Below are 13365 nucleotides of genomic sequence, written 5' to 3'. Positions count from 1 at the left end.
AAAGATGTTGCTAATCTCCCAAAACGATCGAGAAAGAAAGATCGATCGCAATCGAAGGAGAGTGCGCATGTCCCCCATCCCGGTGCCCCCCGCGGCGCCGCGCGACGCCGCGGAGTGGACACGTGCCGAGTGGGTCGCCTACGCCGATCGTCTCCTCGATGGCGCGGCTCGCTGGGCGTCCCCCAGTGGTGCTCGCATCACCCTCCCGGGCCGCGAAGGCGGCTACGGGCGCGACATCGACGGACTCGAGGGCTTCGCTCGGTCCTTCCTCCTCGCAGGCTTCCGGATCGCCGGGGAGCGGGGTCATGGGCTCGATGAGCTGATCGAGCGGTACTGCCGGGGCATCCGGGCCGGCGTCGAGCCGCACGCGCCCGACGCATGGGTCCGCCTCGACGAGCACCCGCAGGCGAAAGTCGAAGCGGCCTCACTCGCTCTCGTGCTCGACATGACGAGGCCATGGATCTGGGACCGGCTCGACGAGACGACGAAGAGCCGGGTCGTCGACTACCTCGCGCCGGCGGTCGGCGACAGCACGTACCCCCGCAACAACTGGCTCTGGTTCCGCACGGTGGTGCAGACCTTCCTCCGGTCGGTCGGCGGCCCGTGGTCGCCGACGGACATCGCCGAGGATCTCGCGCTGCACGACTCGTTCGCGCGCGCCGACGGGTGGTTCTCGGACGGCGAGCGTCGCGCGTACGACCACTACGTCGGCTGGGCCCTCCACGTCTATCCCATCCTGTGGTCGCGGATGCGCGGGGCCGCGGAGCTGGGCGGAGGTCGCACCGCCGGCGACATCGCCGCCCTCGATCGGTACCTGCAGGACGCGGTCGCCTTGATCGGCGCGGACGGCTCGCCTCTCGTGCAGGGGCGGAGCCTGATCTACCGCTTCGCCGCCGCCGCCCCGTTCTGGGTGGGTGCGATCGCCGAGGTGCCCTCCCTCACCGCGGGCGCTCTCCGTCACGCGGCGGGGCGGGTCGTCGGTCACTTCGTCCGTCGGGGCGTGCCGGGCGCGGACGACGTGCTGACAATGGGCTGGCACAGCGAGTGGCGCGCTCTCGCGCAGTCGTACAGCGGACCCGGCTCCCCCTACTGGGCTGCGAAGGGTCTGCTCGGGGTGGCGCTGCCGGCGGACCATCCGGTGTGGACCGCCCCCGCCGAGCCTCTGCCCGTGGAGACCCGCGATGAGCTGCGTGCCGTCCGCGCGGCGGGATGGATCGTCTCCGGCACGAAGGCCGACGGCATCGTGCGCGTGGTGAATCACGGCACCGATCACAGCACGCAGGGTGAGATGGGTGAGGACTCCCCGCTCTACGCGCGGATCGGGTACTCCACTGCGACCTTCCCCCTGCTCGACCACTCGGCGTGGCAGGACCCGATCGATCAGAGCGTCAGCCTCATCGACGGGCGCGACCGCGCCAGCCACCGGTCGGGGTTGACGTTGCGCGAGGCCACCGTCGAGCGCCCCTCCGACAGCAGCGCCGTCGGCGTCGCCTCGTCCACCTGGACCGCCTACTGGATCGATCCCCAGCCCAGCATCCGTCAGCACAACGCGAAGCTTCAGGGCGAGCCCGAACCGGCGGGGCGACTGACCGTGCTCTCGCTGGTGCGCGGACCCTGGGAGCTCCGGGTGTGCTGCGTGGACGAACTCGAGCCGGAGATCCGCATGGTGCGGCTTCGCGTGGGCGGATGGGCCGTCGCGGGTGCCCGGCCGGTGAGCCGGGTGACGGATGCCGCGGCATCCGTCACGGGCGACACGCTCACGTCCACCATCCGATCGGTCCTCGGCGTTGCGGCCTCCGCGGTCACCGTGCGCGCACACAGTCCCCTCGCCGCTGTCGCCGCCGCTCCGACGCTGGAGTACGCGGTGGTGGCAGGCAGCCGCGTCGCAGCGATCATTGAATTGGCGGGCGCGCAGCGCGCGACCGCGGCAGAAAGTCGTCTCGAGTTCGTGGGAGACGACGCTGTCGTCACCTGGCCGGACGGCGTGCGCACCTGCACCGCCCTGGACCACCGTCTCGTCGATCGACGAGCCGGTCACCCGAAGGATCCCGCCAGGGTCCGACAGAGCAATTCGCAAAGGAGCATCACATGAACCGCAAGTTCGCAGCAGCCGCCGGTCTCGGCGTCGCGGCGACGCTTTCGCTCGCCGCGTGCAGCGGGGCGGGGACGGCGACGGAGCCGTCCGACTCGGACGAGCCCGTCACTCTCACCGTGTCGGGGTGGGCGCTGGAGGCGATTCCCGAGTTCCAGCTTCTCGCCGACGCGTTCGAGGACCAGAACCCGAACGTCACGGTCGAACTCAAGGAGTACGACCCGGCGGAGTACAACACGCTCATGACGGCCGACCTCGCGGCGGGATCGGCGCCTGACATCATCGCCCAGAAGGAGGTCAAGCAGCTCCCGACCTGGCAGGAGGGCGGACAGCTCCTCGACGTGTCCGATGTGGAGCTTCCGGACGGCATCGCGGGCGCCGAGTCCTATCAGGTCGACGGCGTCGCGTACGCGGTGCCGTACCGCAAGGACTCCTGGGTCGTGTACTACAACGTCGACCTGTTCGAGCTCGCCGGCGTCGACCTGCCTGACGGCGGCTGGACCTGGGACGAGTACGCCGCGACGGCGAACGAGCTCACCGAGGGCCTGGCCGCAGCCGGCAGCGACGCCCGGGGCACCTATACCCACCGCTGGCAGTCGGCTGTGCAGGGCTTCGCCAATGCGCAGGCCGACGCCGACATCCTCAGCGGCGACTACGGCTACCTCGCCGACTTCTACGACACGGCACTCGCCCTGCAGGAGGACGGCGACACGGTGGACTTCAACACCAGCACCGCGAACCAGCTCACCTACCAGGGCGAGTTCGGCACCCAGCAGACAGCGATGATGCCGATCGGGACCTGGTACGTCGCGACCCTCATCGCCCAGCAGGAGTCTGGCGAGGCGGAGGCGTTCGAGTGGGGTATCGCTCCCGCGCCGCAGGTCGACGACTCGACGACCGGTCTCGACAACGAGCCGGTCACCTTCGGCGACCCGACCGGGTTCGGTGTCAACGCCGCGATCGATCCCGCGAAGGAGCAGACGGCGAAGGACTTCCTGGAGTTCGTCGCGAGCGAGGAGGCGGCGAAGCTCCTCGCCTCCATCGGCGTGACGCCGGCTCTCATCGACGAGGACGTCGTCGCTGCGTACTTCTCGGTCGACGGTGTGCCGACCGACGACCTGTCGCAGTTCGCGTGGTCGGTCCATGACACGCGCGCCGAGAGCCCCACCTCGACCAAAACGGCCGCGGTGCAGGGCATCCTCGGCGAGCTTCACACGGCGGTCATGTCGGGATCGACGTCGGTCGACGACGCGATCGCCACGGCCGAGGAGCGCGTGAAGAACGAGGTCGGGGTCGACTGACCCCGCGCGACGGCCCGGCTCCGGCCGGGCCGTCGCCCGCCGCCGGCCATGCATCGAGGAGGAACCATGACGAGTCTCGCCGCCGAGGAAGCGCCCTCGACGCCGACGCCGACGCCACGACGCCGGGCACGCGCGGGGCGAGCCCGCCGTCGTTCGCGACTTCGCGTGCGCAACACGCTCATCGGCTGGAGCTTCATCCTCCCGAATTTCCTCGGGTTCGCCGTCCTCACCCTCATCCCGGTGGTCACCCTCTTCTACATGTCGTTCACGAACTGGAACGTGTTCGGCAAAGCGGACTGGACCGGGCTCGAGAACTATCAGCGCCTCGTCGCCGACGGCAGCTTCCGGGTCGCCGTCGTCAACACCCTCTACTACTCCGCCCTCCACATCCCGCTCAGCATCGGCATCGCGCTCGGCTTGGCCCTGCTGCTCAACAACAAGCTGCGCGGAGTCGCCTTCTTCCGGACGGCCGCGTTCTTTCCGTACATCACCTCGATCGTGGCGATCGCCGTGGTGTGGAACCTGCTCTTCAGCCCCGATTACGGTCCGATCAACGAGATCCTTCGGGCCGTGGGGATCAGCGACCCTCCGGGCTGGCTCACGTCGCAGGAGTGGGCGATGCCCGCCGTGGTCATCGTCAGCACGTGGCGCGACATGGGGTATTACATGATCCTCTTCCTCGCCGGCCTTCAGACGGTCCCGCGCGAGCTCCACGAGGCCGCACGGGTCGACGGCGCGAACGTGTGGGAGCGGTTCGTCAACGTGACGCTGCCGTGCCTGCGCCCGACCATGTTCTTCGTCACCGTGATGCTGACCATCAACTCGTTCAAGATCTTCGATCTCGTCTTGGTGATGACCGACGGGGGCCCGGGGCAGGCGACTCTCGTCATCTCGCAGTTCATCTACCGCAAGGGCTTCGAGGAGAACCAGTTCGGCTACGCGTCGGCGGCCGCCGTCGTGCTGTTCCTGATGTGCATCGTGGTGACCGTCGTGCAGTTCCTCTGGAACAAGAAGCGGAGCAGCTGATGACCGAACTCCTGGTGCCCGCCGAGGATCGCGCGGCGCTGTACCACCTCGCCGATCCCCGCCCCGCGCCGACCTCGCGTAAGCGAGCCACCGGGTGGCGGCGGGTCGGGCGCATCGCCGCCTACCTCGCGCTGGTCCTCTTCGCGATCGGCCTGCTCCTGCCGTTCTTCTGGATGGTCATGAGCTCGCTGAAGACGGCCAACGAGGTCTTCTCCGTCCCGGTGAAGTGGCTTCCGGAGACCTTCGTCTGGAGCAACTACGTCGACATCTGGACAGAGACGGGGATGCTCACCTGGCTGCGCAACACCCTGCTGCTCGCCGTCGTCATCACCGTCCTGCAGGTGCTCACCGGCTCATTCGCGGCGTACGGATTCGCGCGGATGCGGTTCCCGGGCCGCGACGTGCTCTTCCTCGCGTACATCGGAACCATCGCCGTTCCGTGGCAGTCCTACATGATCCCGCAGTTCATCATCCTCTCCGACCTCAAGGTGTCCAACACGTTGTGGTCGATCATCCTGCTGCACGCGTTCGGAGCATTCGGCGTCTTCCTGATGAAGCAGTACTACGAGACGATCCCCGAGGAGCTGTCCGAAGCGGCACGCCTCGACGGCCTGTCCGAGTACGGGATCTGGCGGCGGATCATGCTGCCTCTCTCCGTCCCCGCCCTCGCGAGCCTCACGCTGCTGACCTTCGTGAACACCTGGAACGACTACCTGGGCCCGCTCATCTATCTGCGCAACCCCGACCTGTGGACCGTGCAGCTGGGTCTCAAGAGCTTCGTCAGCAATCTGTTCGACACCAACTACGCGTTGCTGTTCGCCGGGCTCACGATCTCGGTCATCCCGATCGCGGTGATCTTCCTGCTCGGTCAGAAGTACTTCGTCGAGGGCATCGCGACGAGCGGGATGAAGGGCTGATGATGAAGCGCCTCGGCCACGACGTGTACGCGACGGCATTCGGTGTCGCCTACCTCGGACTCATGACCAATCTGTTGGTGCTCATCGCGGCGCTGCCGGTCGTGCTCCTTCTCCTCACCACCGATCCGGCCCGCTCGTGGCCGTTCATCGCGCTCGCCCTTCCGGTCTCGACGCCGGCGTTCACGGCGGCGTTCACCGTCTTCCGCGCGCATTCGCGCGGCGATACCGCGGTCATCGGCACGTTCCTCGCCGGGTGGAGAGCGACCTGGCGTCGTGCCATGCTGGTCGGCGCGATCTCGAGCGCGACCCTGGTCGTGCTGCTCGTCGACGTGCGGGCTCTCGCCCCCACCACGGTCGGGGTCGTGGTCGTGCCGCTTCTGGCGGTCCTGACGGTGCTCGCGGTCGGATGCTTCGTCGTCACGCTCGTCGCGATCGCGGAGGCTCCCTCCGCCCCTCTCGGACGCGTCATGCGCGCGTCGCTCCTGCTGAGCGTCCGGCGGTGGTACCTCTCCGCGGTCACGCTCGGTGCGCTCGCCGTGCAGTTCGCGGCGATCGCCGGCATGCCGGCGATCGGGCTGGGCATCACCGCCGCGCCCACGCTCTACCTCGCGTGGGCGAACGCCCGTCACACGCTCCAGCCCGCCCTGTCCCCCCGTCCGGCCGCGTGACGCGGCCGCGCAACACGAAGGATGTGCACTCCATGACGTCGACCACGCCCGAAACGGGCCGAATCACGACTCCGATCGACACGGCGATCGCCGCCGCGCTGTCGACGGTCCGCCGCAACATCGCGGCGTACGGCGATCTCTACCCCGACGACACCACTCGCGGCGATCGCTATGAGCTGCGCCCTGCGGCGGGCAGCATCAGCGAGGGCGGCAACCGCGGCTGGACGACGAGCTTCTGGCCGGGCATGCAATGGATCGCATGGGAGCTGACCGGCGATGTCGCCTTCCGCGCCGCCGCCGAGCGGCATGCCACGGACTTCGCCCGCCGGGTGAACGCGGGCGAGGACCTCGAGACGCACGACCTCGGTTTCCTCTACACCCTCTCCTGCGTGGCGCCGTGGCGGCTTCTCCGCGACGACGCGTCGCGCGACGCCGCGCTGGCCGCCGCCGATCACCTCATGACGCGCTTCCTCGAGCCCGCGGGAGTGATCCAGGCGTGGGGTGACCTGGCCGATCCCGAGCAGCGGGGCCGGACCATCATCGACAGCCTGATGAACATGCCGCTCCTCACCTGGGCGTACGAGCAGACGGGTGATCGGCGGTATGCCGAGGCGGTGCAGCGTCACACGGCGCAGCTCGAGGCGCACATCATCCGGGCCGACGGCTCCACGTTCCACACGTTCTTCTGGGATGCCGTGACGGGCGAGCCGCTGCGGGGCGGCACCGCCCAGGGCGCCCACGACGACTCGTGCTGGTCGCGCGGCCAGGCCTGGGGGATCTACGGGTTCGCGCTGAACTACGCCGCCGTCGGCGACGAGCGCCTGTTGAACGCGGCGCGGCGCTGTGCGGATTACTTCCTCGACCACCTTCCCGCCGACGGCGTGGCCTTCTGGGACCTCGTCTACGGCGACGGCAGCGGAGCCGAGCGCGACAGCTCCGCAGGCGCGATCGCGGTCTGCGGACTCCTCGAACTCGCGCAGCGCGAGACCGATCCGGCTCGCGCGGAGCGCTACGACGCGGCGGCGATCCGGATCCTGGACTCCCTCGTCGAGAACTACACGCCGCGCCCGCCGGAGTCGTCCGACGCCCTGTTGCTTCACAGCGTGTACGACCTGCCGAAGGGCAACGGGGTCGACGAAGGGTCGCTCTGGGGGGACTACTTCTATCTCGAGGCGCTCGCCCGCGTCGCCGATCCCGACTGGCGGCCGTACTGGTGAGCGGCATCCTGGAATCATTCCGCCTCGACGGACGCACGGCGCTCGTGACCGGCACGAGCAGAGGCCTCGGCCAGAGCGCCGCCGTCGCACTGGCAGAGGCCGGCGCGGACGTCGCGCTCCTCGATCGCGGCGACGCCGAGCACACCGCCGCTCGTATCGAGGCCCTCGGGCGCCGCGTCCTCCGGCTCCAGGCCGACTTCCGCTCCGCCGAGGCAGCCGATCACGCGGCCGTCATCGACGAGGTGGTGGCGACATTCGGACGGCTCGACGTGCTCGTCAACAACGCCGGCACGATACGGCGGGCACCGGCCGCCGAGCATCCCGTCGGTGATTGGGACGACGTGCTTCGCGTCAACCTCGACGCCGTCTTCCACTTGTCGCAGGCGGCGGGCAGGCACATGCTCGAACGCGGATACGGCCGCATCATCAACGTCGCCTCGATGCTCTCGTTCCAGGGCGGCATCACGGTCCCCGGCTACGCCGCCTCGAAGCATGCTGTCGCGGGACTCACGAAAGCCCTGGCCAACGAATGGGCGGCGTCAGGGGTGACGGTCAACGCGATCGCCCCCGGCTACATGGCGACCGACAACACTGCGGCGCTGCGAGCGGACCCCGAGCGCGAGGCTTCGATCCTGGGGCGCATCCCCGCCGGGCGCTGGGGCGCGCCCGCAGACCTGCAGGGGGCGTTCGTGTTCCTCGCCTCCGACGCGGCCGCGTACGTCACGGGGGTCGTCCTCCCCGTCGACGGCGGCTGGCTCGTCCGCTGATCAACCAAGGAGAACCATGCAGCAGCGTTACGCCACCCACCCGACGCAGATCCCAGGGATGACGACCGACCGACTCCGGTCCGAGTTCCTCGTTCGCGATGTCTTCGCGCCCGGCGAGATCCGCCTCGTCCTCACCCACCACGACCGCGTCGTTCTGGGCGGGGCCGTTCCCGCGGGCGATCGGCTCGCTCTGCCCGGGTACGACGAGATCCGCAGCGACTACTTCCTCGAGCATCGGGAGCTCGGGATCGTCAACGTGGGATCCGCCGGCACGGTGACAGCCGACGGCGAGGTGTATGCGCTCGAGAGCGGGGCATGCCTGTACCTCGGACGGGGCATCCGCGACATCGTCTTCGCCGACGACGTGGACGCGGCATCCGGGGCGGGCGCCCAGTTCTACCTCTTCTCGGCCCCGGCCCACACCACCTACCCGCCGGCGCTCGTCGCGCCGCACGAGGGCACGGTCCGAGAGCTCGGCGACCAGGTCACGTCGAACCGTCGCACCCTGACGCAGTACATCCATGAGGGCGGCGTCCGCAGCTGCCAGATCGTGATGGGGGTGACGCGCCTCCACCCCGGCTCGATGTGGAACACGATGCCCGCGCACACTCACGACCGGCGCACGGAGTGCTACCTCTACTTCGACCTCCCCGAGGACGCCCGCGTCATCCACCTGCTCGGTCAGCGCGAGGAGACCCGTCATCTCGTCGTGGCCGACCGGCAGGCGGTGATCTCGCCGAGTTGGTCGCTCCACTCCGGTGTCGGCACGGCGGCGTACTCGTTCGTGTGGGCCATGGCCGGCGAGAACCAGTCGTTCGACGACATGGATCCCGCCCCGGTCACGACGCTGCGGTGAGGCCTGCGTGACGAGCCTGCACCGCCCACGCCTTCTCGCCGCGGGCGAGACGATGGCGATGATCGCGCCCGTCGTGGCCGAGCCGTTCGAAACCGCGGTGGCATTCCGTGTCGAAGCCGGGGGTGCGGAGTCCAATGTCGCCGTGCATGCCGCCGCGCTCGGCGTCAGCGCACGATGGTTCAGCCGCCTGGGAGAGGACGCGATCGGCCGCCGCGTCGTACGCCAACTGAAAGGCCGGGGAGTCGACGTCCGTGACGTGGTCCTCGATCCCGCTCGCCCGACGGGAGTGTACGTCAAGGACCCGGGACGCGCTGTCGGCTACTACCGCAGGGGCTCTGCGGCGTCTCACCTGTCGCCGAACGACGCGCTCCGGCTCGATCTGGCCTGGGCGGATGTGCTGCACCTGTCGGGAATCACCCCGGCACTCTCGGCGTCCGCCGCCCGGTTCGTCGACCACGCGATCCTCCGGGCACGTGCCGCCGGGGTCGCAGTGAGCTTCGACGTGAATCACCGTCCCGCTCTGTGGGGGTGGAGTGAGGCCGCGCGGGCGCTCGCACCCCTCGCGCGACGGGCCGATGTCGTCTTCGTCGGTCAGGACGAGGCGGAGCGCCTGTGGGGTGTGCGGACGCCGGAGGAGGTGCGCGCGCTCTTCCCCGACGTGCCCGAACTCGTCGTCAAGGACGCGGACGTCGGCGCCACCGTGTTCTCTCGGGACGGGCAGGTGTTCGAAGCGTCGCGAGCGGTCGAGGTCGTCGAGCCCGTCGGTGCCGGCGATGCGTTCGCCGGCGGGTACCTCGCGGCGCGCCTCTCGCACGCCCCGCTGGCCGAGCGCCTGCGCGCCGGCCACGAGCGGGCCGCCGCGACCCTCGCCACCACCAGTGATTTTCCGGACCGAGAGAAGGACACCGCATGACCGACGATGAGATGTGCGCCTGGTTCGACGGCGCGTTCGACGGTGCCCCGCTCATGGCGATCCTCCGCGGGATGGGAGTCGAGCGCACCGTGCGGCTGGCCGAGACGGCGTGGGAGCTGGGGATCGCCTCCGTCGAGGTGCCGCTGCAGACCGAGCAGGACCTGATCGCGCTCGAGCGCGTCGCGCGTCTGGGCGAGCGCCGCGGGCGGGCGGTCGGCGCCGGCACGATCGTCTCCGCCGGACAGGTCGACGCCGCGATCCGGGCAGGTGCCCGCTACCTCGTCTCGCCGGGGCTGGACGCGGCGGTCGTCGAGGCTGCCCGCGTGAACGGCATCCCGATACTCCCCGGCGTCGCAACGCCCAGCGAGGTGCAGGCCGCGCTCGGGCTCGGGCTCACCTGGCTCAAGGCGTTCCCCGCGCACTGGCTGGGGGCGGAGTGGTTCGGGCACATGCGGGGACCATTCCCCCGGGCGCGATTCGTCGCGACGGGGGGCATGGACGCGTCGAATGCCCAGACGTTCCTCGACGCCGGCGCGCGTGTCGTCGCGGTCGGATCGGCGCTCGAAGACCCGCGGCAGCTGCCTCTCCTGGCGACGGTTCTCGCAGGCGCAGGCGCAGGCGCAGGCGCAGGCGCAGGCGCAGGCCCAGGCCCAGGCCCAGGCCCAGGCGCAGGGGCGTGACGGCGCTCAGCGGCGCGGCGGAGTGCTCTCGCGGACGAGGACCTCGAGGGTGAGCCCCGGTGTCGAGGCATCCGGGTCCGTCTCGACCACGGCCCGCAGGGCCCGGTAGCCGACCTCTTCGAGCGGAACGCGCACGGTCGTGAGCCCGGGGCGGATGTCGCGAGCCGCCGGGATGTCGTCGAACCCGGCGACCGCGATATCGGCGCCGACCTCGCGTCCGGCGTCCTGGACGGCGGCCATGACCCCGAAGGCGACCGCATCGCTGACCGCGAAGACGAGGGTTCCCGCGTCGAGACCGTCGGCGAGCAGGTCTCGTGCGGCGGCGTAGCCGTCGTCTCGGGCGAACCCGCTCCGGCGGATCTCGCGCACCTCGCCCCCGCCGCTCTGGAAGCCCTCGGCGAAGCCTTCGACGCGTGCGTCGGATGCGCGCAGCCCCGCCGGGGCAGCGACGACCACCGCCTCGCGATAGCCTCGTCCCGCGAGTTCGGCCCCGAGTGCGCGGGCTCCCGCGCGGTCGTCGAGCGCGATGCTGCGGGCCGTCTTCTCCTCGCCGCCGACCGTCACGGCGCGGCCGTTCATGTCGGCGAACGCCTGCAGCTCACGCTCCAGGTCCGCTCCCTGCGGCGCGCCCGAGCGGGCTTCGGCGAGGATGAGACCGCGCGGCCGATGGCCGCGCAGTGCGTGAACGAGCCGCACCTCCCGCTCCGGGTCGTGCTCGGTCACCGCGATCGTCAGGACCACACCGGCCTCCTCGGCACCCCGGGCGACCCCGGAGGCGAGGAGTGCGCTGGCCGGGTCGGCGATGTCGGGCACGAGAAGTGCCACCATCGCCGAGGTCCCGCGAGCCGTCGCCTGCGCGGACAGGTTGGGCGTGTAGCCGAGCTTCTCGGCTGCGGCCTCGACGCGTTCGCGGTAGCTCTCGGCCACTTTGCGGGTCGATCCGTTGAGCACGCGAGAGGCTGTCGCCAGGGACACACCGGCCTCGCGTGCGACGTCATGAAGTGTTGCGGCGCCTCGGGTAGGCGCGTGCTGGTCGCTCACAGTGCTGAGTCTATGGCCGCATTGCTCACGCGGCACCGGGCGGCAAGCGCTTTCTCACGCCGACCGTGTGATTGCTCGCTCAACTTCCGCTCACTCGGTCCCCGGGAGCGTGCGCTCGCACCCCGACGGGTCAGTCTCCCAGCGCGGCCGCCACCACGCGGCGAGCCTCGTCCTGCACCGCCGCGAGGTGCTCGGGACCCTTGAGCGATTCCGCGTAGAGCTTGTAGACATCCTCGGTCCCCGACGGGCGCGCGGCGAACCAGGCGTGCTCGGTCTGCACCTTCAGGCCGCCGATGGCTGCGCCGTTCCCGGGCGCGTGCGACAGCTTCGCGGTGATCGGCTCACCGGCCAGTTCGGTCGCCGTCACCGCCTCGGGTGCGAGCTTGCCGAGCGCTGCTTTCTGGGCGGGGCTCGCAGGGGCGTCCACCCGCTGATAGGCCGACGAGCCGAACTGCGACTCGAGCTCGGCGTAGCGCTGCGACGGCGTCTTGCCCGTCACCGCGAGGATCTCGGCCGCAAGCAGGCACAGCAGGATGCCGTCCTTGTCGGTCGTCCACACCGTGCCGTCCTTGCGCAGGAACGATGCGCCGGCGGACTCCTCGCCGCCGAACGCGACGGACCCGTCGAGGAGCCCGGGGACGAACCACTTGAACCCCACGGGCACCTCCAGCAGTCGGCGCCCCAGTGATGCGGCCACCCGGTCGATGATCATCGACGACACGAGGGTCTTGCCGACTGCGGCATCCGTCGGCCAATCCGGCCGGTGCGAGTACAGGTAGTCGATCGCGACCGCGAGGTAGTGGTTCGGGTTCATGAGCCCGCCGTCAGGGGTGACGATGCCGTGCCGGTCGGCGTCGGCATCGTTTCCCGTCAGGATGTCGTACTCGTCGCGTCGTGCGACGAGCGCCGCCATCGCGGACGGCGACGACGGGTCCATGCGGATCTTCTCGTCCCAGTCGAGCGTCATGAACTTCCACGTGGGATCGACGTCGGGGTTCACCACCGTCAGGTCGAGCCCGTGCACCTCGGCGATGAGCGACCAGTACTCCACCGACGCCCCGCCCAGCGGGTCGGCGCCGATCCGGACGCCGGCGGCGCGGATCGCATTGACGTCGATGATGCTCGCGAGATCCCGCACGTAGGCGTCGCGGAAGTCGTACTGGCCGAGGGCGTCGCCGTCGAGGTCCTTGAACGGCGTGCGCGCGACCCCGGCCAGGTCTGCCGCGATGAGCTCGTTGGCCCGATCCGCGATCCATCCGGTCGCGTCGGTGTCGGCGGGGCCGCCGTTCGGCGGGTTGTACTTGAAGCCGCCGTCGCGCGGCGGGTTGTGGCTGGGGGTGACGACGATGCCGTCGGCGCGACCCGGATCCGCGGCATCCCGGCCGTTGTTGTACGTCAGGATCGCGTGACTCAGTGCGGGCGTGGGCACCCACGAGTCACGCGCGTCGACCCGCACGTCCACGCCGTTGGCCACGAGCACTTCGATCGCGCTGCGCTCCGCCGGCAGCGACAGCCCGTGCGTGTCGCGCCCGAGGAACAGCGGCCCCTCGATCCCCTGCGCGCGGCGATAGTCGACGATCGCCTGCGTCGTGGCGAGGATGTGCACCTCGTTGAAGCTGGAGCTCAGCGACGAACCGCGGTGGCCGCTCGTGCCGAAGGCGACGCGCTGCTCGGGCACGTCGGGGTCGGGCCGCCGGTCGTAGTAGGCGGCGATCAGCTCATCGATGTCGATGAGATCGGATGCTTCGGCGGGCTGTCCTGCGCGAGTCATGTGTCCAGTCTGCCCGCTGACGGGCGTTCGTGTCGTGGGCTTGACGCCGGATGTCGGCCCGACCGGGGCATAACTCCTCCGGCGCGTGGGGATCCGGCCGCAGGCCGGTGTCTCGG

At 70.1% G+C, this 13365-nt stretch carries 12 protein-coding genes; 10 read left to right on the top strand and 2 right to left on the bottom strand.

The window, feature by feature from the left end; genetic code table 11:
- The first annotated feature begins 67 nt into the window (after window positions 1-67).
- The 10 genes from HF323_RS14080 to HF323_RS15660 all read left to right on the top strand — a co-directional run bounded on the left by HF323_RS14080 (window position 68) and on the right by HF323_RS15660 (window position 10437).
- Window positions 68-2092: a DUF2264 domain-containing protein gene (locus HF323_RS14080; RefSeq protein ID WP_169583430.1), complete on the top strand. Its 2025-nt coding sequence runs from the start codon at window positions 68-70 to the stop codon at window positions 2090-2092.
- Entirely contained in the window at window positions 2089-3393 is a 1305-nt protein-coding gene (locus HF323_RS14075; protein ID WP_169583428.1) for an extracellular solute-binding protein, read from the top strand. The genes HF323_RS14080 and HF323_RS14075 overlap by 4 nt, the downstream gene beginning before the upstream one ends.
- A gap of 66 nt (window positions 3394-3459) precedes the next feature.
- Window positions 3460-4419 (top strand): sugar ABC transporter permease, encoded by a 960-nt coding sequence (locus HF323_RS14070; RefSeq protein ID WP_169583426.1) that lies wholly within the window; start codon window positions 3460-3462, stop codon window positions 4417-4419.
- Window positions 4419-5336: a carbohydrate ABC transporter permease gene (locus tag HF323_RS14065; protein WP_169583424.1), complete on the top strand. Its 918-nt coding sequence runs from the start codon at window positions 4419-4421 to the stop codon at window positions 5334-5336. Before HF323_RS14070 ends, HF323_RS14065 begins: the two co-directional genes overlap by 1 nt.
- Window positions 5336-6004: a YesL family protein gene (locus tag HF323_RS14060; RefSeq protein WP_223169463.1), complete on the top strand. Its 669-nt coding sequence runs from the start codon at window positions 5336-5338 to the stop codon at window positions 6002-6004. Before HF323_RS14065 ends, HF323_RS14060 begins: the two co-directional genes overlap by 1 nt.
- A gap of 32 nt (window positions 6005-6036) precedes the next feature.
- Window positions 6037-7221: a glycoside hydrolase family 88 protein gene (locus HF323_RS14055; RefSeq protein ID WP_169583422.1), complete on the top strand. Its 1185-nt coding sequence runs from the start codon at window positions 6037-6039 to the stop codon at window positions 7219-7221.
- Window positions 7218-7988 (top strand): 2-dehydro-3-deoxy-D-gluconate 5-dehydrogenase KduD, encoded by a 771-nt coding sequence (gene kduD, locus HF323_RS14050; RefSeq protein WP_317451085.1) that lies wholly within the window; start codon window positions 7218-7220, stop codon window positions 7986-7988. Before HF323_RS14055 ends, kduD begins: the two co-directional genes overlap by 4 nt.
- A gap of 16 nt (window positions 7989-8004) precedes the next feature.
- Complete coding sequence (gene kduI, locus HF323_RS14045; RefSeq protein WP_169583420.1) at window positions 8005-8844, top strand: 5-dehydro-4-deoxy-D-glucuronate isomerase; 840 nt, start codon at window positions 8005-8007, stop codon at window positions 8842-8844.
- A gap of 7 nt (window positions 8845-8851) precedes the next feature.
- Window positions 8852-9757 (top strand): sugar kinase, encoded by a 906-nt coding sequence (locus HF323_RS14040; RefSeq protein ID WP_317451084.1) that lies wholly within the window; start codon window positions 8852-8854, stop codon window positions 9755-9757.
- A complete protein-coding gene (locus HF323_RS15660) occupies window positions 9754-10437 on the top strand; it encodes a bifunctional 4-hydroxy-2-oxoglutarate aldolase/2-dehydro-3-deoxy-phosphogluconate aldolase (RefSeq protein ID WP_169583418.1) in 684 nt (227 codons plus the stop codon). The genes HF323_RS14040 and HF323_RS15660 overlap by 4 nt, the downstream gene beginning before the upstream one ends.
- A 6-nt stretch (window positions 10438-10443) precedes the next feature.
- Here the strand turns inward: HF323_RS15660 and HF323_RS14030 are convergent, their stop codons facing one another.
- Complete coding sequence (locus HF323_RS14030; protein WP_169583416.1) at window positions 10444-11478, bottom strand: LacI family DNA-binding transcriptional regulator; 1035 nt, start codon at window positions 11476-11478, stop codon at window positions 10444-10446.
- Window positions 11479-11608: 130 nt separating this feature from the next.
- Window positions 11609-13249 carry a phosphoglucomutase (alpha-D-glucose-1,6-bisphosphate-dependent) gene (gene pgm / locus HF323_RS14025; RefSeq protein ID WP_169583414.1) on the bottom strand — a complete coding sequence of 547 codons (1641 nt, stop codon included), beginning with the start codon at window positions 13247-13249 and terminating at the stop codon, window positions 11609-11611.
- Between the last annotated feature and the right edge of the window lie 116 nt (window positions 13250-13365).

Origin of the sequence: Microbacterium sp. MF43, assembly GCF_012847295.1 — a bacterium.
In the GTDB taxonomy this organism is placed as follows: Bacteria; Actinomycetota; Actinomycetes; order Actinomycetales; family Microbacteriaceae; genus Microbacterium.
The sequence above is the reverse complement of the archived record's forward strand: the minus strand, read 5'-3'. Positions and strand labels throughout refer to the sequence as shown.

Excerpts from the sequence above, each read along its gene's own strand:
- HF323_RS14080 (WP_169583430.1), top strand. The coding sequence starts at position 68 with ATGTCCCCCATCCCGGTGCCCCCCGCGGCGCCGCGCGACGCCGCGGAG.
- HF323_RS14075 (WP_169583428.1), top strand. The coding sequence starts at position 2,089 with ATGAACCGCAAGTTCGCAGCAGCCGCCGGTCTCGGCGTCGCGGCGACG.
- HF323_RS14070 (WP_169583426.1), top strand. The coding sequence starts at position 3,460 with ATGACGAGTCTCGCCGCCGAGGAAGCGCCCTCGACGCCGACGCCGACG.
- HF323_RS14065 (WP_169583424.1), top strand. The coding sequence starts at position 4,419 with ATGACCGAACTCCTGGTGCCCGCCGAGGATCGCGCGGCGCTGTACCAC.
- HF323_RS14060 (WP_223169463.1), top strand. The coding sequence starts at position 5,336 with ATGATGAAGCGCCTCGGCCACGACGTGTACGCGACGGCATTCGGTGTC.
- HF323_RS14055 (WP_169583422.1), top strand. The coding sequence starts at position 6,037 with ATGACGTCGACCACGCCCGAAACGGGCCGAATCACGACTCCGATCGAC.
- kduI (WP_169583420.1), top strand. The coding sequence starts at position 8,005 with ATGCAGCAGCGTTACGCCACCCACCCGACGCAGATCCCAGGGATGACG.
- HF323_RS15660 (WP_169583418.1), top strand. The coding sequence starts at position 9,754 with ATGACCGACGATGAGATGTGCGCCTGGTTCGACGGCGCGTTCGACGGT.
- pgm (WP_169583414.1), bottom strand. The coding sequence starts at position 13,249 with ATGACTCGCGCAGGACAGCCCGCCGAAGCATCCGATCTCATCGACATC.